General features: G+C 68.0%; 24 protein-coding genes and 1 tRNA gene. 10 read left to right on the plus strand and 15 right to left on the minus strand.

Translation table 11 applies throughout. The annotated features are described in order from the left end of the window. Positions 1-35: 35 nt before the first annotated feature. The 3 genes from ACIQ1T_RS15070 to trmB all read right to left on the minus strand — a co-directional run bounded on the left by ACIQ1T_RS15070 (position 36) and on the right by trmB (position 3,360). Entirely contained in the window at positions 36-539 is a 504-nt protein-coding gene (locus ACIQ1T_RS15070) for a DUF1993 family protein (RefSeq protein WP_395945362.1), read from the minus strand. A 68-nt stretch (positions 540-607) separates the two neighbouring features. After that, complete coding sequence (locus tag ACIQ1T_RS15075) at positions 608-2,545, minus strand: methyl-accepting chemotaxis protein (RefSeq protein WP_395945363.1); 1,938 nt, start codon at positions 2,543-2,545, stop codon at positions 608-610. A gap of 98 nt (positions 2,546-2,643) precedes the next feature. Continuing rightward, a complete protein-coding gene (gene trmB / locus ACIQ1T_RS15080; protein ID WP_395945364.1) occupies positions 2,644-3,360 on the minus strand; it encodes a tRNA (guanosine(46)-N7)-methyltransferase TrmB in 717 nt (238 codons plus the stop codon). Between the two features lie 110 nt (positions 3,361-3,470). Here trmB and ACIQ1T_RS15085 point away from each other — a divergent pair, with 110 nt between their 5' ends. Further along, complete coding sequence (locus ACIQ1T_RS15085; protein WP_395945365.1) at positions 3,471-5,804, plus strand: GH92 family glycosyl hydrolase; 2,334 nt, start codon at positions 3,471-3,473, stop codon at positions 5,802-5,804. A 3-nt stretch (positions 5,805-5,807) separates the two neighbouring features. On the opposite strand, the gene ACIQ1T_RS15090 is transcribed toward ACIQ1T_RS15085, so the two are convergent. After that, positions 5,808-7,226 (minus strand): glycoside hydrolase family 47 protein, encoded by a 1,419-nt coding sequence (locus tag ACIQ1T_RS15090; RefSeq protein WP_395945366.1) that lies wholly within the window; start codon positions 7,224-7,226, stop codon positions 5,808-5,810. A 147-nt stretch (positions 7,227-7,373) separates the two neighbouring features. Here ACIQ1T_RS15090 and ACIQ1T_RS15095 point away from each other — a divergent pair, with 147 nt between their 5' ends. The 5 genes from ACIQ1T_RS15095 (at position 7,374) to ACIQ1T_RS15115 (ending at position 11,848) form a co-directional block, all read left to right on the plus strand. After that, the gene (locus tag ACIQ1T_RS15095; RefSeq protein WP_395945367.1) at positions 7,374-8,852 is read left to right on the plus strand and encodes an amidohydrolase; all 1,479 of its coding nucleotides are present in this window, start codon (positions 7,374-7,376) and stop codon (positions 8,850-8,852) included. After that, on the plus strand, positions 8,852-10,192 hold the full coding sequence (locus ACIQ1T_RS15100; RefSeq protein ID WP_395945368.1) for an amidohydrolase family protein: 1,341 nt from the start codon (positions 8,852-8,854) through the stop codon (positions 10,190-10,192). Before ACIQ1T_RS15095 ends, ACIQ1T_RS15100 begins: the two co-directional genes overlap by 1 nt. A gap of 81 nt (positions 10,193-10,273) precedes the next feature. Beyond that, positions 10,274-10,744 (plus strand): YaiI/YqxD family protein, encoded by a 471-nt coding sequence (locus ACIQ1T_RS15105; RefSeq protein ID WP_395945369.1) that lies wholly within the window; start codon positions 10,274-10,276, stop codon positions 10,742-10,744. Further along, positions 10,741-11,145, plus strand: coding sequence for an alternative ribosome rescue aminoacyl-tRNA hydrolase ArfB (gene arfB / locus ACIQ1T_RS15110; RefSeq protein WP_395945370.1), 405 nt, complete (start codon positions 10,741-10,743; stop codon positions 11,143-11,145). Before ACIQ1T_RS15105 ends, arfB begins: the two co-directional genes overlap by 4 nt. Positions 11,146-11,224: 79 nt before the next feature. Further along, positions 11,225-11,848 (plus strand): hypothetical protein, encoded by a 624-nt coding sequence (locus ACIQ1T_RS15115; protein ID WP_395945371.1) that lies wholly within the window; start codon positions 11,225-11,227, stop codon positions 11,846-11,848. Between the two features lie 19 nt (positions 11,849-11,867). On the opposite strand, the gene ACIQ1T_RS15120 is transcribed toward ACIQ1T_RS15115, so the two are convergent. The 4 genes from ACIQ1T_RS15120 to ACIQ1T_RS15135 form a co-directional block, all read right to left on the minus strand. Next, the gene (locus tag ACIQ1T_RS15120) at positions 11,868-12,350 is read right to left on the minus strand and encodes a hypothetical protein (protein WP_395945372.1); all 483 of its coding nucleotides are present in this window, start codon (positions 12,348-12,350) and stop codon (positions 11,868-11,870) included. Between the two features lie 14 nt (positions 12,351-12,364). Beyond that, positions 12,365-13,852, minus strand: coding sequence for a 2-polyprenylphenol 6-hydroxylase (gene ubiB / locus ACIQ1T_RS15125; RefSeq protein WP_395945389.1), 1,488 nt, complete (start codon positions 13,850-13,852; stop codon positions 12,365-12,367). Between the two features lie 80 nt (positions 13,853-13,932). Next, complete coding sequence (ubiE, locus tag ACIQ1T_RS15130; RefSeq protein WP_395945373.1) at positions 13,933-14,721, minus strand: bifunctional demethylmenaquinone methyltransferase/2-methoxy-6-polyprenyl-1,4-benzoquinol methylase UbiE; 789 nt, start codon at positions 14,719-14,721, stop codon at positions 13,933-13,935. Positions 14,722-14,761: 40 nt separating this feature from the next. Continuing rightward, positions 14,762-15,466 carry a Crp/Fnr family transcriptional regulator gene (locus ACIQ1T_RS15135; protein ID WP_395945374.1) on the minus strand — a complete coding sequence of 235 codons (705 nt, stop codon included), beginning with the start codon at positions 15,464-15,466 and terminating at the stop codon, positions 14,762-14,764. A 163-nt stretch (positions 15,467-15,629) separates the two neighbouring features. Between ACIQ1T_RS15135 and ACIQ1T_RS15140 the strand changes: the two genes are divergently transcribed. Beyond that, complete coding sequence (locus ACIQ1T_RS15140) at positions 15,630-15,947, plus strand: 4a-hydroxytetrahydrobiopterin dehydratase (protein ID WP_395945375.1); 318 nt, start codon at positions 15,630-15,632, stop codon at positions 15,945-15,947. After that, on the plus strand, positions 15,947-16,759 hold the full coding sequence (locus ACIQ1T_RS15145) for an SDR family oxidoreductase (protein WP_395945376.1): 813 nt from the start codon (positions 15,947-15,949) through the stop codon (positions 16,757-16,759). Before ACIQ1T_RS15140 ends, ACIQ1T_RS15145 begins: the two co-directional genes overlap by 1 nt. A gap of 443 nt (positions 16,760-17,202) precedes the next feature. Here the strand turns inward: ACIQ1T_RS15145 and ACIQ1T_RS15150 are convergent, their stop codons facing one another. Continuing rightward, positions 17,203-18,489, minus strand: a complete 1,287-nt coding sequence (locus ACIQ1T_RS15150) for a hypothetical protein (protein WP_395945377.1) — start codon at positions 18,487-18,489, stop codon at positions 17,203-17,205. Positions 18,490-18,574: 85 nt separating this feature from the next. Between ACIQ1T_RS15150 and ACIQ1T_RS15155 the strand changes: the two genes are divergently transcribed. Next, positions 18,575-18,651: transfer RNA gene (locus ACIQ1T_RS15155), tRNA-Arg, on the plus strand. Positions 18,652-18,677: 26 nt separating this feature from the next. Here ACIQ1T_RS15155 and ACIQ1T_RS15160 read toward each other — a convergent pair. The 5 genes from ACIQ1T_RS15160 to ACIQ1T_RS15180 all read right to left on the minus strand — a co-directional run bounded on the left by ACIQ1T_RS15160 (position 18,678) and on the right by ACIQ1T_RS15180 (position 21,125). Further along, on the minus strand, positions 18,678-18,803 hold the full coding sequence (locus tag ACIQ1T_RS15160; protein WP_395945378.1) for a hypothetical protein: 126 nt from the start codon (positions 18,801-18,803) through the stop codon (positions 18,678-18,680). Positions 18,804-18,805: 2 nt separating this feature from the next. Further along, complete coding sequence (locus ACIQ1T_RS15165; RefSeq protein WP_395945379.1) at positions 18,806-19,015, minus strand: hypothetical protein; 210 nt, start codon at positions 19,013-19,015, stop codon at positions 18,806-18,808. Positions 19,016-19,053: 38 nt separating this feature from the next. Beyond that, positions 19,054-19,344, minus strand: coding sequence for a DUF167 domain-containing protein (locus ACIQ1T_RS15170; RefSeq protein ID WP_395945380.1), 291 nt, complete (start codon positions 19,342-19,344; stop codon positions 19,054-19,056). 86 nt (positions 19,345-19,430) lie between these two features. Next, positions 19,431-20,360 carry an electron transfer flavoprotein subunit alpha/FixB family protein gene (locus ACIQ1T_RS15175; protein ID WP_395945381.1) on the minus strand — a complete coding sequence of 310 codons (930 nt, stop codon included), beginning with the start codon at positions 20,358-20,360 and terminating at the stop codon, positions 19,431-19,433. Next, a complete protein-coding gene (locus ACIQ1T_RS15180) occupies positions 20,361-21,125 on the minus strand; it encodes an electron transfer flavoprotein subunit beta/FixA family protein (protein WP_395945382.1) in 765 nt (254 codons plus the stop codon). A gap of 116 nt (positions 21,126-21,241) precedes the next feature. On the opposite strand from ACIQ1T_RS15180, the gene ACIQ1T_RS15185 reads away from it, so the two are divergent. Then, positions 21,242-21,586 (plus strand): hypothetical protein, encoded by a 345-nt coding sequence (locus ACIQ1T_RS15185; protein ID WP_395945383.1) that lies wholly within the window; start codon positions 21,242-21,244, stop codon positions 21,584-21,586. A gap of 178 nt (positions 21,587-21,764) precedes the next feature. On the opposite strand, the gene ACIQ1T_RS15190 is transcribed toward ACIQ1T_RS15185, so the two are convergent. After that, positions 21,765-22,379: an ankyrin repeat domain-containing protein gene (locus tag ACIQ1T_RS15190; RefSeq protein ID WP_395945384.1), complete on the minus strand. Its 615-nt coding sequence runs from the start codon at positions 22,377-22,379 to the stop codon at positions 21,765-21,767. Positions 22,380-22,401: the final 22 nt, after the last annotated feature.

A 22,401-nucleotide genomic window follows, 5' to 3' on the forward strand; every position in this document is an offset into this window, starting at 1 on the left:
TAGGCGTTTCCCCTCTGCTTGTCAGCCCTCTTCCTTCAAGTTAGCGCCAACTGTCCCAGGAAGTCCTGCTTGCCCAGGACCACGCCCTCCTTGCGCAGAATGGCGTAGGCGGTCGTGACGTGAAAATAGAAGTTCGGGATGGCGAAACTGGTCAGATAGCCTGCGCCCTCGAAATTCAGCTCGCGGCCGGGCAGCTTGATCGTCACCGGTCGGGTCTCCGCCCCGGCGAAGGCGGCGGGCTCGACACTCTCGATAAAGGCCAGCGACCGGACGATCCGGTCCTTCAGCTGGACCAGGGTCGTCTCGTCGTCAGCCATGAAGGGAACCTCGGTTCCGGTCAGGCGGGCGACCACCGCGCGGGCCGAGAAGGTCGCCATGCGGACCTGATCCGGCAAGGGCTTCATGTCCGGCGCCAGCCGCGCCTCCATCAGACCGCCCTCGTCCAGACCCGAGGCGGCGGCCTTGTCGAGGAAGCCGTCGAGGGCGTTCAGACCACGCACGAAGACCGGGGTGGCGGCGTCATAGAGAGAGAAGGCCATGGAAAGCTCCGAAGGGACGCCGCCTGAGTGCGCCCCTTCAGCCGCGCGCGCCAGCGGATTTCGCTCGCCTAGAATTCTTCCCAGCCCTCTTCCGCAACGGCCTGGGGTTTCAGCGCGGCGCCGCCGCGACCGACGGTCTTCATCGCCGCAGCCATGAAGCCCGTCCGGGCCGGCGAGCGCGAAGCCGGCGCGTGCGACGGCGCCGGGGCGCGGGCCGGCGCCGTTTCCCCGACGCGGAACTGCGCCACCGAGGCCTGCAGCGACTGGGCCTCCTGAGCCAGCGAATGGCTGGCGGCGGTCGACTGTTCGACCATGGCCGCATTCTGTTGCGTGACCTGATCCATCTGGTTCACCGCCGTATTGACCTGGGCCAGGCCGACGGCCTGTTCCTGGGCCGAGGCGGCGATCTCGCTGACCAGACCGTCGATCTCGGCGACCCTGTCCACGATCCGCTGCAGGGCCTCGCCGGTCTGACCGACCAGTTTCACGCCCGAGCCGACCTGGGCCGTCGAGGCCGAGATCAGGGTCTTGATCTCCTTGGCGGCCTCCGCCGAACGCTGGGCCAGGGCCCGGACTTCCGAAGCCACGACCGCGAAGCCGCGGCCGGCCTCGCCCGCCCGGGCCGCCTCGACCCCGGCGTTCAGGGCCAGAAGATTGGTCTGGAAGGCGATCTCGTCGATGACGCCGATGATCTGGTTGATCTGCGACGACGAGCCCTCGATGGCCTGCATGGCCTGGACCGCGTCGCGGACGATGACGCCCGAGGTCTCGGCGTCGCCCTTGGCGGCCTGGACGACATCGGAAGCCTGGCGCGCGCCCGAGGCCGTCTTGTTGACGGTGGCGGTGATCTCGTCCAGCGCCGCCGCAGTCTCTTCCAGGCCCGCCGCCTGCTGTTCCGTGCGGCGCGACAGGTCGTCGGCGGCCTGGCTGATCTCGCCGGCGCCCGAGCGGATGCCCGAGACATTGGCGACCACCACCGACACCGCCTGCTGCAGCTGGGCCACGGCGGCGTTGAAGTCGGTCTTCAGCTGGGCCGCCTTGGGTGCGAACTCGGCCTCGATCCGATAGGTCAGGTCCCCGTCGGCCATGGCCGACAGGCCCTGGCCCAGGGCCTGGATGGTGACGCGGTCGGCCTCGGCCTCGCGCGCCTTCTCGGCCTCGCGGGCGGCGCGTTCCTGTTCGCTCATGGACCGCTGCGACAGGGTCTCGGCCTCCAGCCGGTCCTTCTCGATGGCGGCCTCGCGGAAGATGGCCAGGGCGGCGGCCATCTGGCCGATCTCGTCGCCTCGGGCCACGCCGGGGATTTCGCTGGTCTTGTCGCCGTCGGCCAGGCCGCGCATCCGTCGCCCCAGGGCCACCACGGGCGTCGAGACCGACCGGCCGATGAACCAGCCCGCCGCACCGACCGCCAGGGCCACCAGCAGGGCCATGCCGCCCAGGGTCAGGGCCGCCTTCCCCACGGCCGCCGCGATCTGGTCGGTATAGACGCCGGAACCGATCACCCAGCCCCAGGGGGCGAAACCCTTGACGTAGGAAATCTTGGGCGAGGCCGCTTCCTGCTTGGGCTTGGCCCAGTCATAGGCGACGAAGCCCTCGCCGTTCGCCTTCACCACATCGACCATCTTCTGGAACATCAGCACGCCGTTGGCGTCCTTGTTCTGGCTGATGTCCGTGCCGTTCAGGGCGGGCTTCATCGGGTGCATCACCATGGTGGGATGCATGTCGTTGATCCAGAAATAGTCGTCGTTTCCGTAGCGCATGGCGCCGACGGCGGCCTTGGCGGCGGTCTGGGCCTGGTCGCGGGTCATCCGCCCGGCGGCTTCCTCGGCCTGGTAGGAGGCGACCACGCTATGGGCGATCTCGACGGTCTTCTTGGTGCTGGCGGCGATCTCGTCGCGCATCACGGCGTCCAGCCGCATCAGGGACAGTCCCGTGACCACCAGCAGGCCCGCCATGGTCACCAGCGCCAGCAGATTGATCCGCCCGCCGATCGTCAACGCCTTCATATTCCAACCCAAACTTATGATTATTGGGAACAGGACTAACAAAGTTCGTTAAACACCGGTCAAAGCGGAGACCACGTAGAATTGCGTATTCCGCAAGGTCAGGCCGTGCGGCCGTATTCCAGAAAGACCGGGATGGTGTCGCCCAGCCGTTTCTCCTCGTAGCGGGTCACCACATGGTCCGCCGGCGGGACGAACCAGTCCTGATCCGCCGCCCCGATCCGCTTCAGGCCCGGCGTCCGCTCCAGACGCTCGTGCGCCCATTCGGCGTAGTCCAGCCAGTCGGTGACGAACCGCAGGCTTCCGCCCGGCTTCAGGATGCGGGCGAAGGCCTGGGCCGTCTCGTCCTGCAGCAGGCGGCGCTTGTTGTGGCGCGCCTTGTGCCAGGGGTCGGGGAAGAGGATCAGCACCCGGTCGACCGAGGCGTCCGGCAGGGCGTCGACCACGTCCCGCGCGTCGTCGGCGTGGATGCGGACGTTCCTCAGCCCGCCCTCCTCGACGTGGCGCAGGGCCGAGGCCACCCCGTTCAGGAAGGGCTCGCAGCCGATCACTAGGGCGTCGGGCCGCGTCGCCGCCTGGGCCGCCATATGTTCGCCGCCGCCGAAACCGATCTCCAGCCAGACCTCGACCGCCTCGGGCATCATCGCCTTCGGATCCAAAGGCCCTGCCTTGGGGTCGGGCACGGCGATGGCGGGCAGCAGGGTCTCCATCAGGGCCGCCTGGCGCGGCTTGATCGGACGGGCCTTGATACGGCCGAACGACCGCAGCGGGCGGTCGAGATGGGGGTTTTCGTCCTCGGGGGGCAGATCGGCGTTCATCCGGGCGCCCTTAGCCGCCGCAGGGCCGGGCGTCCACCTTTGCCGCCCTGCCCCCTTGCCTTTCGTCTCCGGGCCGGGTCACCTCCACGCCGTTTCAGGGAGGATCGCCGATGCGAAAACTGGGTCTGGCCATGACGGCCGTCCTTCTGACGACGAGCGCCGCCTCGGCGCAGACACCGGCGCCGGCGACCGCGCCCTTCGACGCCGTCGATCCCTTCATCGGCACGGCGGGCAAGGGCCACACCTTCCCCGGCCCGGTCGCCCCGTTCGGCATGGTGCAGTTGAGCCCCGACACCGACATCAAGCCCTTCCGCCAGTCCTACGACTGGGCCTCCGGCTATCGCCACGACGATCCGACCATCCTCGGCTTCTCCCACACCCACTTCTCCGGTTCCGGCCATTCGGACCTGGGCGACGTCCTGCTGACGCCCCTGTCCGGCGAGGTGAAATGGGAGCCGGGCGAGGCGGACAAACCCGGCTCCGGCTATCGTTCGCGCTTCGACAAGGCGACCGAGACGGCCGAGCCCGGCTACTACGCCGTCGACCTGACGGACTCGGGCGTCAGGGCCGAACTGACGGCGGGGACGCGCGTCGGCCTGCACCGCTACGAATTCCCGACCGGGACGCCGGCCCATGTGCTGCTCGATTTCCGCCGGTCGATCTATGACTATCCGGGCAAGGTGCTGTGGTCGCGGATCCGGGTGCGGCCGGACGGCACGGTGACGGGCTTCCGCGAGACGCGCGGCTGGGCCCCGGCGCGGCAGCTCTATTTCGCCCTGCGGTTCTCGCAGCCGATGACCGGCCACGCGATCCGCAACGCCGAGACCGACATCCCCTACAACGGCTTCCGCCAGCCGGGCCGCGCGCCCGAGGACAAGACGGTGCTGGAAGGCCGCGCCCTGGAGGCCGCCTTCGACTTCGGCGCCCTGAGCCAACCCCTGCTGGTCAAGGCGGCGATTTCCACCGTCGACGAGGAAGGGGCGATCCGAAACCTGGACAGCGAGGGCGAGGATTTCGACTTCGACGGGGTGCGGGCCTCGACCCGCGCCGCCTGGGAACAGGCCCTGGGCGCCGTCGAGATCGAGGCGTCGGAAGAGATGAAGACCAGTCTCTACACCGCCCTCTATCACGCCCTGATCGCCCCCAGCGTCTCGGGCGACGTGGACGGGCGCTATCGCGGACCGGACAATCAGGTTCACAGGGCGGAGGGCTTCACCTTCCACTCGTCCTTCTCGCTGTGGGACACCTTCCGCGCCGAACATCCGCTGCTGACCCTGGTCCAGCCGGAGGCGCGGAACGCCGACATGATCAACTCCCTGCTGGCGTCCCAGACGCATAGCCCGCATGGCGTCCTGCCGGTCTGGTCCTTCGCCGGTCAGGAGACCTGGACCATGATCGGCTATCACGCCGTGCCTGTGATCGCCGACGCCTGGTTGAAGGGGCTGCGCGGCTTCGACGGGGACAAGGCGCTGGACGCCATGATCGCCAGCGCCACCTACCGTCCCTACGGCGGTCTGGGGGACTATATCGACCTGGGCTATGCGCCCATCGACCGCGAGCCGGAGGCGGCGTCCAAGACGGTCGAATACGCCTATGACGACTGGACCATCGCCCGGATGGCGCGGTCGCTGGGCCGTGACGATGTGGCCGAGACCTTCGAGCGGCGCGCCGGCTTCTGGAAAAATACGTTCGACCCGGCCACCGGCTTCGTCCGCGCCCGCAAGGCGGACGGATCGTTCCGCGAACCCTTCGATCCGGTCGCGATCAACTATGGATCGGACTATACCGAGGGCAACGCCTGGCAATATTCCTGGTTCGCGCCCCAGGATCTGGGCGGTCTGGTCGGGGCCATGGGCGGGGACGCCGCCGTGGTCGCCAAGCTGGACGCCATGTTCGACTACGACAACACGGGCCTGGACTATTCCCACGCCGAGGACATCGCCGGCCTGATCGGCCAGTACATCCACGGCAACGAACCCAGCCACCACACAGCCTATATGTACGTCTATGCGGGCCAGCCCTGGCGCACCCAGGAACGGCTGAAACAGATCGTCGACAGCCAGTACAAGATCACGCCCGACGGCCTGGCCGGCAACGACGACCTGGGCCAGATGTCGGCCTGGCTGATGTTCACGGCCCTGGGCTTCTATCCGGTCACGCCGGGCGCGAACGAATATGTCATCGGCCGTCCCTTCGTGGAGCGGGCGACCCTGAACCTGCCGAACGGGCGCAGGTTCACGATCCGGGCCGAGGGGCTGTCGAACGATCACCCTTACGTCGGTTCGGTCGCGCTGAACGGCCGCCCGCTGGAGCGGGCGGTGGTGACCCACGACCAGATCCTGGCCGGGGGCGAGCTGAGCTTCGTCATGAGCGCCGAACCGAACCGGACCTGGGCGACGGCGCCGGCCGCGCGGCCGTATTCGATGACGCCCTACGGTCGGTGACCCCTATGCCCTGACGAAGCCCCGTAGCACGTTCGCCTCGGTGCTGAGCTGCAGCTGGGCGTAGTCGATGCGGCGGCAGTCGGAGAACAGCAGCCAGTAGTATTTCATCTGCTCCGACCACCAGTAGCCGGGGCAGTTGTCGCCCTGGGTCATCGGCCGGGCCGTGATGTCGGCCAGGGCGGTGTAGCCGTAGGCGGCGCGGCTGGTGGCCTTCATGTTGCGATAGTGGGTCGCCGACAGGGCGCGATACCGCTCGTCCCGATCCCCCAGCCACAGGTTCAGACAGGCGTCGGGATATTCGGGACGCAGGCCCGTGCGTTTGGTGCGGGGCCGGCGGGTCGTGACGTCTATGGATTCCGGAATGATGGTCCAGTCGTTCTGCATCTCGGTATAGCTGGCCAGGAAATCGTCGCCCTCGGTCTTGCGCCCCACCTGCCCCAGCAGGCCGGCCAGATAGGCGCCCAATTCGGTCTGGCTGGTCCCCGTGGCCTCGCCGGTCTCGAAATCCACCATCGGGAACCACAGCCGACCGTCGTAGCGCTTGGCCTGGTGTTTCAGGATGGCCTCGGTCGTCTCCAGCGCCCAGACCTTCATCTCGGCGTCGCCGAACAGTTCCCAGCTGTCCCAGAGATATTCGTAGAAGCTGTCGGCATAGACGTCGATCGAGGCGTTGCGGCTGATGAATTCGCCCGTCTCGGCATGGAGGTTGGCCGCCATCAGGCCGATGTCCGAGCGCCGGTCCAGGGCGTGCCGCATGGCCCGCTTGGCCGCGGCATAATAGCGGTCGTCCCCGACCAGCCGACCCAGCACCCCGAACTCGGTGGCGTAGGTGCCGATCTCGGCCAGATTGGTCTCCGGGTCGCGCACCGCCCCGGTCTTCAGGTTCACATAGCGATAGGGCAGGCCGTGGGGCGAGGCGTCGAAGGCCTTCATCAGCCGGTCGGCCAGATCCCGCGCCTTGTCCAGCAGCACCGGATCGCCGCAGGCCAGATGAGCCGACACCAGGCCGCCGACCAGGCGGATATTGGTCTCGAACACCTGGCTCTCGCCGTCGATGTCGAAATCCAGGCTGGACTTGACCCAGTCGACGCCCTCCTCGAACTCGGCGTCCAGCTCCATCATCCACAGGGTGTCGAGCGCCTCGACCAGGGACAGGCCCAGGTCATGGCCCTCGATGAAGAAGGACTGGGCCGTGCCCGAGACGGGATTGATCTCGTCCTTGCCCCAGGCCTTGTCGCGATAGTTCCGCCAGGCCCACTGGAACTCGGAGCGGACGTCGGCGGCCAGGGCGGCCCAGTCCTCGGGCGGGGTCGCCTGGGCCGGAGGCGTCGCCGCCAGGGCGCGGCTCCCCGGCATGGAAGACGCGACGACGGCGGCCGAACCGGCGGCCAGGAACAGACGGCGATCGAGCTTCTGGGTCATGGATCGATACTTCACCCAGGTCGGACGGTCTGTCACCCATGCCGCACTCGCAGAACGCCGAAACCTTTTGACGGTCCCGGCCGAACCCCCTTCTATGACGCCCGCAAGACGCGTCGGGCTGTCGCGTCATTGGGAAAAGGGGATTCGATGATCGGACATCATCTGCGGGGCGCCAGCCTCGCGGCCATCACGTGCGCCGTGCTGGGCCTTTCGGCCTGCGCCACCACGGGTCAGACCACGGACGACACGTCGGCCAAGCCGTCGCGGGACCGCACCCTGGACGCCGGCCTCGACCCGGCGACGACGCTGAACCCCTATCCCTCGACCTATCAACCCTTGCCGCGCGAGAATTTCGCCGTGGTCGGCGCCACGGTCCTGACCGGCACGGAGCGTAAGATCGAGAACGGCGTGGTCGTGGTCACGGACGGCAAGATCGCCGCCGTCGGCGACGCCTCCACCCCCGTCCCGACCGGTTACAAGGTGGTCGACGCGCGCGGCCGCTATGTCACCCCCGGCGTCATCGACGTCCACAGTCACCTGGGCGTCTATCCGTCGCCCGGCGTGCAGGGCATGAGCGACGGCAACGAGGCGACCAGCCCGAACACCGCCCAGGTCTGGGCCGAACATTCGCTGTGGCCCCAGGATCCCGGCTTCAACACCGCCCGCGCCGGCGGCGTCACGACCCTGCACATCCTGCCCGGCTCGGCCAATCTGTTCGGCGGGCGCGGCGTGACCATCCGCAACGTGCCCTCGATCACCATGCAGGGCATGAAGTTCCCGGCCGCCCCCTATACGGTCAAGATGGCCTGCGGCGAGAACCCGTCGCGCGTCTATGGCGGCCGCAACCAGAGCCCGGCCACCGGCATGGGCAATATGGCCGGCTATCGCGCCGCCTTCATCGCCGCGCGCGAATACAAGGCCAAGTGGGACAAGTGGCATGAGACCGGCGAGGGCGCGGCCCCGACCCGCAATCTGCAGAGCGAGACCCTGGCGGGCGTGCTGGACGGTTCGATCCTGATCCAGAACCACTGCTACCGCGCCGACGAGATGGCGCTGATGATGGATATGGCCAAGGAGTTCGGCTACCGCATCTCGACCTTCCACCACGCCACCGAGGCCTACAAGCTGGCCCCGCAACTGGCCCAGAGCGGCATCTGCGCCGCCATGTGGACCGGCTGGTGGGGCTTCAAGATGGAGGCCCTGGACGCCATCGAGGAGAACGCCGCCCTGGTCGACGCCCCCGAGGGGTCGTGCGCCGTCATCCACTCCGACGACGCCCTGCTGACTCAACGGTTGAATCAGGAGGCCGCCGCCGCCCTGTCGGCCGGTCGCCGCGCCGGTCTGAACATCTCGGAGGAGCACGCGATCAGCTGGTTCACCTCCAACGCCGCCAAGGCCATCGGCATCGCCGACCAGACGGGTTCGCTGACGCCCGGCCTGCGCGCCGACGTGGTGATCTGGAGCGCCGATCCCTTCTCGATCTACGCCCGCGCCGACCAGGTCTTCATCGACGGCGCCCTGACCTTCGACCGCGCCGACCCGGCCTATCAGCCGACCAGCGATTTCGAACTGGGCCAGCCCGGCTACGGCCTGACCGCCGCCAACGTCTCGGAAGGAGCCCGCTGATGCGCCTCTCGTCCATGCTCGCCGGCGCCGTCGCGGCGCTGAGCCTCGCCGCCCCCGCAGTCGCCCAGGAAACCGTGGCCATCGTCGGCGGCCGTGTCCTGACAGGGACTTCGGTCATCGAAGGCGGCACCGTCGTCATCCGTGACGGCAAGATCGTCTCGGTCGGAACCGGCGCCGCCCCGTCCGGCGCCCGCGTCATCGACGCCGCCGGCAAGGTGGTGGCCCCCGGCTTCGTCGCCGTGGATTCCGGTCTGGCCGGCAGCGAGGTCAGTTCGGTGCGCGGCACCAACGAACTGCGCAACGCCGCCAACAATCTGTCGGCCGCCTTCGACGTCTCCTACGGGCTGGACCCCTGGTCCTTCACCCTGCCGGTGGCGCGTCTGGGCGGGGTGACCCGCGCCGTGGTCGTGCCCCAGCATCCGGGCTCGTCCGGCGGCCACTATCACGAGGACGAGACGGCCGGCGTCGGCGACGGCGGCCTGCAGTCGCCCGGCCTGTTCGCCGGCCAGGCGGCCATCATCAATCTGGCGCAGGGGACCGACATCCTGGTCAAGCCGCGCGTGGCCATGGTCGCCCCGTTCGGCGAGGCCGGCGCCGGGATCGCCGGCGGCGCCCGCGGCGCCCAGTTCGTCCTGTTCAAGGAGACGCTGGCCGAGGTCCGCCTCTACGCCCGCAACAAGTCGGCCTACGAGCGGGCGGGTCTGCGCGATCTCAGCCTGTCGCGCGCCGATCTGGAGGCCCTGATCCCGGTCGCCAACGGCTCAATGCCGCTGATCGTCAGCGTCCACCGCGCCTCGGACATCCAGCAGGTCCTGCGCCTGGCCCGCGAGGAGGGTCTGAAGATCATCCTGGACGGCGCCGAGGAGGGCTGGCTGGTCGCCGGCGACATCGCCAGCGCCAATGTTCCGGTCCTGCTGAACCCCATCGACAACCTGCCCAACGACTTCGAGATGCGGGCGGCGCGGATGGAGAATGCGGCGGCCCTGAACGCGGCCGGTGTGGTCATCGCCATCAAGGGCAACGAGGGTTCGACCCACCGCGCCCGCGACGCCCGCTACAACGCCGGCAACGCGGTGTCGCACGGCCTGCCCTATGGCGCGGCCATCGCGGCCCTGACGGTCAATCCGGCCAGGATCTTCGGCATGGCCGGACAGTTCGGCCAGATCGCGCCGGGCGCGGCCGGGGATGTGGTGGTCTGGTCCGGCGATCCTCTGGAGCCCCTCAGCCAGCCGTCGGCGGTCTTCGTCAACGGCGTCGAGCAACCGCTCGAGGCCCGCACCCTGCTGCTGCGCGACCGCTATCGCCAGGTCACGCCGATGCCGCCGGCCTATCGCAACTGACGACCGCTTCGGTCCGACGGAAAGGGCGGGACTTCGGTCCCGCCCTTTTTCATTGGCGCTGGGCGCGCTAGGTCACGCCCCATGCCCACGGTTCTCTACATCGACGCCGACGCCTGTCCCGTGAAGGAAGAGGTCTATCGCGTGGCCCGCCGCTACGGGCTGAAGACCTATGTGGTCTCCAACACCTGGATGCAGGTCCCGCGCGAGCCCCTGGTCGAACAGGTGGTGGTCGACGCCGGGCCCGACATCGCCGACGACTGGATCGCCGAGCGCGCCACGGTCGGCGACGTGGTCATCACCGCCGACATTCCCCTGGCCGACCGCTGCCTGAAGTCGGGCGCCCAGGCGCTGAAGTCCAACGGCCAGGCCTTCACCCCGGACTCGATCGGCTCGGCCCTGGCCGGGCGGATGGTGGGCGAGCATCTGCGGTCGATGGGCGTGGCCACCTCGGGCCCGCCGCCCTTCTCGGCCGCCGACCGTTCGCGCTTCCTCCAGGCGCTGGACCAGGCCGTGGTCAAGGCGCGCAGGGCCGCGCCCCCGAGCGTGTCATGACGACCATCCCCGAGGACGAGCTGGAGTTCCACTTCTACCGCGCCGGCGGACCGGGCGGCCAGAACGTCAACAAGGTCTCGACCGCCGTGCAGATGCGGTTCGACGTGAAGAACTCCCCGTCGCTGACCGATCCGGTCAAGGACAGGCTGATGAAGCTGGCCGGCAGTCGGCTGACGCTGGAAGGGGTGATCCTGATCACCGCCGTGCGTCATCGCACCCAGGAGCGGAACCGCGCCGACGCCATGGAGCGGCTGCAGGCCATGGTGGACGAGGCCTCGATCAAGCCGGTCTTCCGCGTCCCGACCCGCCCAACCCGGGCGTCGAAGGAACGCCGGCTGAAGGCCAAGACAACCCGCTCGACCATCAAGTCCGGTCGCGGCCGGCCGGCCCACGACGATTGACCGCCCAGGATTGAATTCGGGGAACGCCTCGCGCGCATCGTCGTTGTCCGTCTTCCAGTGACGGTTGATGGAGACGAGGATGCGGCGACTTCAGGCGGCGACTTTGGGGCTCGCGCTGGCGGCGGGCGGCCTCTCGGCCTGTTCCCCGCAGAACGGGGCGCAGGCCCAGGCCAACGACGACCGTCCCGACCCCGGCCCCACCCCCGCGCCGACCCAGTCGGAACAGGACAAGGCCGTGATCGCCGCCACGCCTCAGGTGTCGTTGTCCAGTCGCGAGCGCGAGGAGTTCCGCGAACTGGCGCGCGGCAATCTGGACGATGCGGCCAAACAGTTGGCCAAGGGTTTCTCCGCCGTCGCCGGGCAGGAGGACCAGATCGTGGCCATGCAGCCGACAGAAGTTCACGCCTGGCGGATCAATCTGCGGCGCGGTCAGGCCTACCGTATCCTGGCCGAGTGCGACGCCGAATGCACCGACCTGGATCTGGAACTGATGGACGGGTCCGGCAAGATCATCGAGCGCGACACCTTGCCCGACTCCTATCCGGTGCTGAACATCGAACCGGCGGCGGACGGGGTCTATACGGCGCGGCTGGTAATGAAGACCTGCACCATCGCCCCCTGTTTCGCCGCCGCCCGCCTGTATCACCAGACCGGACCGATCCCCGAGGACGACGAGGACGGTCCGCCGCCCCAGGCGGCCTGACAAATCGGCCTGACGAAGGTCAGCTCTCGGCGGGGCGGAACAGCAGGGCGGCGATCTTGTCCTCGGCGTCGAAGCCGATCAGCCACTCGGTGACCTGATTGTCGAAGGTGACCTTGAACATCTGGGCCTCGCCCTCCTGACGTTCGTATTCGACGGTCTTCACGGCGCCGAAGCCCTTGATCAGCGGCACGACCTGGGCGGCCTGTTGGCGGATCTGGGTCGCCAGATTGGGCGTGAAGTCGGCATAGTCGAAGCCGGTTCCCTGAACATCGGCGATGACGCCCCGCAAGGCTTCCTCGGCGCGGGCGATGTCAGGCGCGGCGGCGGCGGCGGCCGGGGACGCAGGGCGTGCGGGGGTGGGCTGGGCCTGCCCCTGGCCTTGGGCCTGAGCCGGACGATCAAAGGCGTTGGGCACCGAACCTGCTGCGGCCTGCGCCAAGGCGGGCGCAGGGGCCAGCAACAGGGCGGCGCCCAGGATCGTCTTGATAAGGGTGGTCTTCATGCGGAAGGCTCCGGTCAGGTCACTAGCATCCAGACCGAAAGGCCCAGCGCCGTCAGGGCCGCGATCACCGCGACCGTGACGGAAGCCGCGAGCCAAGCCGGAGTTCCCGACTTTTCCATGACCACCGTCGTCGGGCGAGGAGGTTCCTGCACCAGGCGCGAGATGGCCCGGGCGGCTGCGATCATCTCGTTCAGGGCGTCGCGGGCCTGGGCCTGCGGCCCCAGTTCGCGCCTGATCCAGCGTTCAACCACCGGCTGGGCCGCCTTCCACAGATCGTGGTCGGGCTGGAGACGGCGCGCCACCCCCTCGACCGAGACCATGGTCTTCTGCAGCAGGATCAGTTCGGGCCTCAGGCTCATGTCGAACAGGGCGGTGATCTCGAACAACTGGCCCAGCAAACGGCCCATAGACACCTGGCTGGCGGCCCGGCCGATCACCGGCTCCCCCACCGCGCGCAGGGCCTGGGCGAAGGTCTCGACCGAATGATGGGCGGGGACGTAGCCGGCCTCGAAATGGACGCGGGCGATCCGGTCGTAGTCGCGGCTGATGAAGCCCCACAGGATCTCGGCCAGATAGCGCCGCTCGGCCGGACCCAACCGCCCGACGATGCCGAAGTCGATGGCGGTCAGATGGGCCGGGGCGCTGGCGAACAGATTGCCCTCGTGCAGGTCGGCGTGGAAGGCGCCGTGATCCAGGGCCTGAACCAGGAAGGCGCGCACCACATTGTCGGCCAGCAGGTTCACGTCCAGCCCCGGCAGGTCCGTCAGGGCCGGATCGGTCATGGGCACGCCTTGCGCCCATTCCAGGGTCAGGACCCGCTTGCCCACCCCGTCCCAGATCACGGCGGGGGCGGACATATAGCCGTCCTTGGCCATGACCTCGGCCATCTCGCTGGCGGCGGCGGCCTCCAGCCGCATGTCCAGCTCCAGATCGAGCGAATTGGCGATGGTCTCGACGAAGGCCTGGGGCTCCAGACGCCGCGACAGGGGAACCAGTCTCCAGACCAGGGCCGCGCCCAGCCGCATCGAATCCAGACCGTTGTAGACCCGGCGCTCGACCCCCGGCCGCAGCACCTTGACCGCCACGGCGCGGCCGTCGGCCAGGGTCGCCCGGTGCGCCTGGGCAAGCGAAGCGGCGGCGACCGCCGGTCCCAGGTCGGTGAACAGACTCTCGACCGGACGGCCCAGCGACTTCTCGATCTCGCGCCGCGCCTCGTCCAGCGGGAAGGGCGGCAGGGCGTCCTTCAGCCGGCCCAGGTCGCGGGCGAACTCCAGGCCGAAGATGTCGGCGCGGGTGGCCAGGACCTGGCCCAGTTTGATGGCCACCGGCCCCAGGTGTTCGAAGGCCTTGCCCAGTCGCTGGCCCGGCCGACCCTGGCGACCGGCTCTACCGGAAAGCAGTTGCACGAACCGGGCGAAGGGCCGGGTCCAGCGCGGCAGCAGGGGTGTGACCTCGCGCGGGATCAGGGCGTCATGGCGCGCCAACACCCACAGCCAGCCCATCAGGCGCAGGAAGGCGCCCACGGGATTCTGCACCGCCACGGTCTTCGGCGGCGGCGGGGCCGTGCGATAGATCCGGCTGGTCAGATCGCCCACCCGTGGTGGATGGCGGCGATCCCGCCCGACAGATTGGTCACGGACACGCGGCTGAAGCCGGCGGTCTCGATCATGCCTTTGAAAGTGGTCTGGTCAGGGAAGCGACGGATGCTCTCGACCAGATACTGATAGCTGTCGCGGTCCTTGGCGACCCAGCCGCCGATGCGCGGAATGGCGTGGAAGGACCAGGCGTCATAGACCTTGCGCACCGGACCCGTGGTCGGGCGCGAGAACTCCAGGCACAGGAAACGGCCGCCCGGCTTCAGCACGCGACGCGCCTCCGACAGGGCCTTGTCGATATGGGCCACGTTGCGGATGCCGAAACTGATCGAATAGGCGTCGACCGAGGCGTCCGGCAGGGGCAGGTTCATCGCGTCGCCGACGCTCCACTGCATCTCGGGCTCGCCGCCCTTGTGCACGCCCGCCAGGATCATCTCGGCATTGTAGTCCAGAACGATCACGCGGGCGTCCTCGCCGCCACGCCGTTCCTGGGCCGCGCGCGCCATCTTCGAATAGCGCCGGGCCATGTCGCCGGTGCCGCCGGCCACGTCCAGAATAGTCTCGCCCGGACGCGGGTTCAGCTTGGCGGCGGCCATGTCCTTCCAGATGCGGTGGACGCCGACGCTCATCAGGTCGTTCATCACGTCGTAGCTGGAGGCGACGGAGTCGAAGACCCCGCGCACCATCTTCACCTTTTCGCGCGCATCGACGTCGCGAAAGCCGAAGGAGGAACGATCACCCTGCGAATGCGGGCCGTGGGAGGAGGCGTCGGTCATGGCGGACGGTCTAGCGCGTCGATGCGCCGCCGTCATCCAGTCAGGCGGCTTCCGGGCGCGGCAATTTCAGGTCTTTCATCACTTCGCGCATCAGGCCGTAGCAACCGCACGAGGCCTTCTCCAGTCCCTCGCGGTTCAGCACCCGCACCCAGCCCCGGCCGCGCTCGATCAGCTTCTTGCCTTCCAACACCGTCCCGACCTCGGACACGGTGGCGCGGCGGACCCCCAGCATGCCGGCGATGTCGGCCTGGGTCAGATCGAACCGGTCGTCCTCGGCCCGGTCGTGCAGGGTCAGCAACCAGCGCGCCAGCCGCTCGTCCAGCCGGTGCTGGGCGTTGCAGGCGGCGGCCTGCTGCACCTGGGCCATCAGTCCCTCGGTGAAGCGCGACAGGGCCAGGCGCAGGCTTTCGCTGCCGTCCAGGGCCTCGCCGAACACGTCGGCCGGACAGCAGGCGGCGACGCCGTCGCGCTGGGAGATGGCGCGGCTGGCGGCGCGGGCGTTGAATGGGCCGCAGGTCACGCCGATCAGTCCTTCGCGGCCGATGGCGGCGGTCTCGACCATCTTGTCGTCGGGCAGGATGGTCATCAGCGACACCACCCCCTTGATCGGGAACCAGACCTGGTCGACCGCCTCGCCGGCGTCGTACAGCATCTGGCCGCGCGTCACCTCGCGCCGGGTCAGGTGGGGCTCGATCCGCTTGCGGTCGGCCGCGTCGAGGGCGGCGATCCAGAGATTGTCCAACATCCTCTATCCTCCAGCACGGCAACAGCGACGCTTCTTCGACGCCCCTTAACGCCGAAGCTTCGGCGGATGTTCCGCGCCCCCTTCCGGGCGGTTTCAGCGGTGCTTGCCGCGACCCGCCGAACGCCTTACGCCAGAGAGGAGCGACAAGAGATCGTGCTGGGAGATGACGATGGCGGACAATATCGGGGCGCGCGCGGCCTGCGCCATGCTGGACGGCTGGAGCCCTGGCGAGGACGGGCGCGACGCCATCGTCCGCGCCATCCTGTTTCCTGACTTCAACGCCGCCTTCGGCTTCATGACCCGGGTGGCGATCCAGGCCGAGGCCATGAACCACCATCCCGAATGGTTCAACGTCTACAATCGGGTCGAAATCCTGCTGACCACCCACGACACGGACGGGGTCTCCGATCTGGACGTGCAGATGGCCCAGTTCATCGACTCGATCACCAATGACCTGACGCCGCACGACGGCCGCGACTGATGGCCGCCCCAGCCCCCCACGCCGCCCCTCGTCCCGGCCGCGTCGCCGGCAAGACCGTCCTGATCACCGGCGCCGCCGGCGGCCTGGGCGAGGCCATGGCCTTCATGCTGACCCGCGAGGGCGCCCGTGTCGCCGTCACCGACATCGACGGCGACCGCGCCGCTGCTCTGGCCGCCCGAATCAATGATGAACTGCCCGGCGCCGCCTTCGCCTATTCGCATGACGTGGCCGGCGAATCCGACTGGGAACGGGTCATCGCCGCCGCCGTCGCCGACCTGGGCGGCCTGTCGGTCCTGATCAACAACGCCGGCGTCGGCGGCCCCCTCGCCTTCGTCGAACAGGACACGATCGAGAACTGGCAGCGTCAGTACGAGATCAATCTCCGCTCGATCATGCTGGGCTGCAAACACGCCATGCCGCACCTGCGCGCCGCCGCCCCGGCCTCGATCATCAACATCTCCTCGATCGCCGGTCTCGCCGCAGCCCCCGGCATGGGCGCCTATAACGCCACCAAGGCCGCCGTCTGGATGTATTCCAAGACCATCGCCCTGGAGGCCGCCAAGGCCGACTGGAACGTCCGCTGCAACTCGGTCCATCCGGTCTTCATCAAGACCCCGATCCTGGACCCCTTCGTCGCCATGGCCGGCGGCGACGAGGCCAAGGCCCACGAACGCCTGTCGCGCGGCATCCCGCTGAAACGGATCGGCGAACCGGACGACGTGGCCTGGTGCGTCCTCTACCTGGCCTCGGACGAATCCAAGTTCGTCACCGGGTCCGAGTTCAAGATCGACGGCGGCATGACCGCGCAGTGATTTGCCGTCCTGGGCGGTGCTCCCACGCGCGGCGTCCACAGTGGCTTTATATCTACAACTTGTAATATTTATAATTAAATCATTTGGGTTGCATTTGGCCCTGCGTCACGCTAGTCGTCTTGTAAAGCTGATCGTGATCATCAGGAGATTAGATATGCGGAAGCTCGCTCAACTCGCCGGGGTGGCTCTGATTACCTTGATGGCGGTCGCATCTGCAGGCCCAGCGTTCGCTATCCCTCGATACACTTGGCACAGAATTTACTACTACGATGCCGCGAAAACTCAGGTTTCTGGCGAGTATGAGTTCACTTGCCACGCGACTGAACATGGTTTTGGTGTAAAGACGCCATACTACTACACGGCCTGGACGCAAGATTGTAATGAGCTAGGGTATAGTCACAATCCCTAATACTGAAGCCGGCGGCCTCGCGAAGGCCGGATTGTCAATCCAGATCCACCGGCAGGATCTGGCTGGACAGCAAGGTCTGCATCCCGCGCCAGTGGTCCGGCCCCTGACGCTCGACCCAGGCCTGGACCGTATCCCGTCCGAGTCCATAGTTGATGATGTAGCTGCGATAGGTGTCGATGAACCTCAGCCGCTGCGCCGCCTTGGCCGGTTCGGTCAGGGTGTATTTGGCCAGCCGGGCGATACTCTCCTCGCGCCCCACCCGGCCCGACAGATAGTCGTCGGCGATCGTGTATTCGGCCCGCGCCAGTTCCCGGGTCAGGGCCATCAGCTCGGCCTTCTTCTCCGCCGTCTCCGGATCCAGGCCCGCCAGCGGATACAGCACCGTCTTCTCGAAGTTCACCGCCTCGTCGCCCGGAAAGGCCAGGTCGATGCCGTAGTTGGCGCTGCCCTCGGCGACGAAGGACATGGGGCTGAACAGCGGATAGACGCTCATCTCGACCCAACCCCGGTCGCGCACGAAGGTCTGTTCCAGCAGGGCGTTATAGACGTGATGGCCGGGGTAGCCCTCGTGGCAGCCCAGGTCGATCGCCCGCTCGGTGTAGATGGGGAAGTCGGCGTTGATCTCGATCTTCGAGGCCGCGCCGCCTTGATAATAGTTGTAGCCGGACCAGGGCTTGTCCCCGACGAAGGCCAGGGTGAAGCTCTCGTTCGCCGGCAGGGCGATATGGGCCAGGGTCCGTTTGCGGCACTCGGCGATGGCGGCGTCCATCACCCCCTGCAGCCGGTCCTTCGGAATGACATAGTGGGATTTGAAGGCCGTCACCCGGTCGGTCAGCGCGCCCTCGCCGGGGACCAGGGCGTCGATCCGCGCCAGCACGGGGTCATAGGCCGACAGGGGCTTAAGCTCGGGCCGGACGCCGAACAGGGCCTCGGCCTCGTCGGCGAAGCTCATCTTTTCGCCGGCCAGCATCCGCAGCCGCGCATCGGCCGCCGCCACATGGGCCAGCAGATATTTGCGTCGCTGCACCACCATCGGATCGGCGTCCGTCGCCGGCAGGGCCTGCAGCCGCGCCGTCAGGGCCTCGGCCCCGGCTGCCAGCTCCGGCACGCTGCGCGGATGGGCCTTGGCCGCCGCCTGCCATTCCGCCGGTCCATAATAGGCGTCGACATAGCCCGGCTCGCGCTCGCCGATCTCCAGCGTCAGGGCCACATAGTCCCTAGCCACGGCGTCCAGACTGTCGTGCGGCGTTGTCGCCGTGGTGGCGCATCCCGCCAGGGCCAGAACCGCCGCCGCCAGGCCCGCAATCCGCCATCCACGCATCTGATCGCCCTCTTTCGGCCTATTCGGGATTGAGGCCGCCCGCGCCTTGCTGTAAGCGGCGTCTTCCCGGCGTCAAGCCGCAAGTGCACCCGTAGCTCAGCTGGATAGAGTACTGCCCTCCGAAGGCAGGGGTCAGAGGTTCGAATCCTCTCGGGTGCGCCATTTCTCTCTCATCCCCGGCGGGCTTGTCAGCCCAGGATGACGGCCAGGCCCAGCCAGATCATGACGGACAGGCCCAGGATCACAGGGAAGGCCACCGCCGCCCGACGCGTGCCCGGATGTCGATGACGAATTGCGGATCGGGTGTGAAACATGATCACGCGCCCCCCAGCATCGCCATCAGGGCCGGGTCGTCCTCGGACGCCTTGACCTCGGCCTCGAAGGCGCGTTCCGCAGCGTCCAGATCCTCGAAGGTGCGGGGTTCGGTCAGGCGCAGGCTGGAGACCTCATAGGCCTCGCCCTCTATGCCGGACATCTGTTCCAGCAGGGCGCCGCTGCGGGCGTGGAGAATGCGGGCGTCGGTCATCGATCAGTCCTCGCGGATTATGTCCGCTCGCTGAACGCTCAACCGGCGGCTATGATCCCGTCCAATCGCGACTTCAGCTCCGCCGGCTCCACCCCCTCGACCACGATCATCTTCAGCCGCGACTGGCCGCCCCGCGCCAGATCGACCGAGGATTTCGACACCCCCAGGGCCTTGGCCAGGAATTTCACCAGGGCGGCGTTGGCCTCGCCGTCCACCGGCCGGGCGCGCACCCGCACCTTCAGCACGGGCCGTCCCTCGGGATCCACGTCCCAGCCATCGATCCGGTCAACGGAAGCGCCGGGCGCCAGCTTGATCGGCAATTGGGCCATCCGGCCTCCCTAGACGAAGAAGGGCGCGACGTCCGGCGTCGCGCCCTTCCCTTGTCGGCTTGTCGTGGGCTCTAGCCCAAGACGCCTTAACCCAGAGCGGCCATCAGCTCCGGCACGGCGGTCTTGTAGTCGGCGACCAGGCCGTAGTCCGCCACCTGGAAGATCGGGGCGTCCGGGTCCTTGTTGATGGCGACGATGGTCTTGGAGTCCTTCATCCCGGCCAGGTGCTGGATGGCGCCCGAGATGCCGATGGCGACATAGAGCTGGGGCGCGACCACCTTGCCGGTCTGGCCGACCTGATAGTCGTTCGGCGCATAGCCGGCGTCGACCGCCGCGCGCGAGGCGCCGATGGCGGCGCCCAGCTTGTCGGCCAGGGGCTCCATCACGGCGTGGAACTCTTCCGCCGAACCCAGGGCGCGACCGCCCGAGACGATGATCTTGGCGGCGCCCAGCTCCGGGCGGTCCGACTTGACCATTTCTTCCGAGACGAAGGCGGTCTTGGGCGCTTCGCCGGCGGCGACGCTCTCGACCGGGGCCGAACCGCCCTCGGCCGCGGCGGCGAAGGCCGTCGGGCGGACGGTGATCACCTTTTTGGCGTCGGCCGACTGAATCGTCTCCAGGGCGTTGCCGGCGTAGATCGGGCGCACGAAAGTATCGGCCGAGACGACCTCAACGATGTCCGAGATCGGGGCGACGTCCAGCTTGGCGGCGATGCGCGGAGCGAAATTCTTGCCGTCGGTGTTGGCCGGGGTCAGGATGGCGTCGTAGTTCGCAGCCAGCGGCAGGACGGTGGCTTCCACCGCCTCGGCCAGACCGTGGGCCACGGCGTCGCCCTCAGCCAGCAGCACCTTGCGGACGCCGCTGATCTTGGCGGCCGCGTCCGCGACGCTCTTGGCGTCCTTGCCCAGAACCAGAAGATCCACATCGGACGACAGGGCCAGGGCGGCGGTCACGGTCTTGTGGGTGGTGTCGCGAACGGTCGAACCGTCGTGATCGGCGATGACGAGAACAGCCATTTACAGAGCTCCCACGGACTTGAGCTTGGACACCAGTTCGGCGGCGTCGGCCACCTTGACCCCGGCCGAACGCTTCGGCGGCTCCGAGACCTTCAGCACCTTCAGCCGGTCGGCCGTGTCGACGCCGTAGTCGGCGACCGCCTTGACGGCGATCTCCTTCTTCTTGGCCTTCATGATGTTGGGCAGGGAGGCGTAGCGCGGCGTGTTCAGGCGCAGGTCCACCGTCACCACGGCGGGCAGGCTCGCCGCCACGGTCTGCAGACCGCCGTCGACCTCGCGGGTCACGGTGGCCTTGCCGCCTTCGATCACCAGCTTGCCGGCGAAGGTGGCCTGGGGCCAGTCCAGCAGGGCGGCCAGCATCTGGCCCACCGCATTGTTGTCGCCGTCGATGGACTGTTTGCCCATCAGGACCAGGTCCGGCTTCTCCTCGTCGATCACCGCCTTCAGCAGCTTGGCGATGGCCAGCGGCTCCAGGTCCGTGTCCGACTGGACCAGCACGCCGCGGTCGGCGCCCATGGCCAGGGCGGTGCGGATGGTCTCCTGGGCCTGGGTCACGCCGATGGAGACGACCACGATCTCGTCGGCCGTGCCGGCGGCGTGGTGTTCCTTGCCTTCCTTCAGACGAACGGCCTCTTCGACGGCGATCTCGTCGAAGGGGTTCATGCTCATCTTGACGTTGGCCAGATCCACGCCGGACTGGTCGGCCTTGACGCGGGCCTTGACGTTAGAGTCGATCACCCGTTTGACGGGGACGAGAACCTTCATGGGTCTATCCGTGAAATCGCCTGAATGTAGGGGCAGGACATGGAGCGGTCGCGAAGGCCTGTCAACGTAACGCGGGGTCAAGCTATGGCGACCATCCCCACCCAACGGACCACAAGATGAAGCGTTTCCTGACCTTTCCCCGCCTGGCGATGATCTTCTTCGGCCTGTTCGGCGTCGCCATCGTGGGGATTTTCGCCCTGCAGAACTATTGGGTCGCGCCGGGCGAACGCTGCGAGGCGGCGGGCAAATGGTACGACATGGACAACCGCATCTGCGCCCAGCCCATCTCCATCGCCGAGATCACCGGCCGCCCCAACGGCGTCTCCCGCGCCCAGGCCTCGGACGAAAAGAACCGCGAACTGATCCGCATCGAAGACCAACTCGCCGCCCAGGACCGCGCCCGCGCCGCCGAAATCACCCGCCAGAAGGCGGCCTTGGCGGCGGCCAGACCGGCGACCTGATCTTTTTCACCCTCTCCCGCCGGGAGAGGGCTTGAGCACACGGCGGCGAAGCCGTCGTCCTTGTGCGAAAGGGTGAGGGGCAGGTGGTGCGAATTGGCCCACCGCCGGCCCCCTCATCCGGCCCTTCGGGCCACCTTCTCCCGCAAGGGGAGAAGGAAAAGCCCCAAATGCGGCGAACTTAACTCCGCGCGCCCTGCTCGACCAGGAAGGCCGCCACGTCGCTGTGACGGTTCCGGCGCGCCTGGTTCAACGGAGAGCGCAACTCGGTACGCCCCCGCACAAGGTTGACGCGGACCGCCAGATTGACGTCGGCGCCCCGGGCGACCAGAAGCCTGACCGTTTCCATGTGACCTTCCCGCGCCGCGTTGATCAGCGGCGTCTCGTCGTCGACGACGACGGCGTTCACGTCCGCCCCGTGCGCGATCAGATAATCAGCCACCTCCGTCCGACCATGAGCCGCAGCGGCGATAAGGGGATTGCCGTCCCCTCGGGCCGGTTTGTCGACGCTGGCGTCCTGCTCCATCAACAGACGGACCATGGCCATGTCCCCCTGCGCGGCGGCGACGATCAGCGGCGTTCCGTCGCCGGAGCGGGCGTGATCGACATCCGCGCCATGGGCGATGAATTCGCGCGCCGCCTCGGTTTCTCTGTTTCGAGCGGCGTCGACCAGCCAGCCGCCTGAGGCCGGAGGCGCTGCGGTTTGAGCGGCGGCGGTCAAGGCGACGGCGCCCACGACAGCGCCAAACGCAGCGGCGCCGAGGGTCGCGCCCGAAAAACCCATAAACTTAGACATGCCAGGCTCCCAGATAGGACCT

It is taken from the genome of Brevundimonas sp. (assembly GCF_044336875.1).
GTDB lineage: Bacteria > Pseudomonadota > Alphaproteobacteria > Caulobacterales > Caulobacteraceae > Brevundimonas.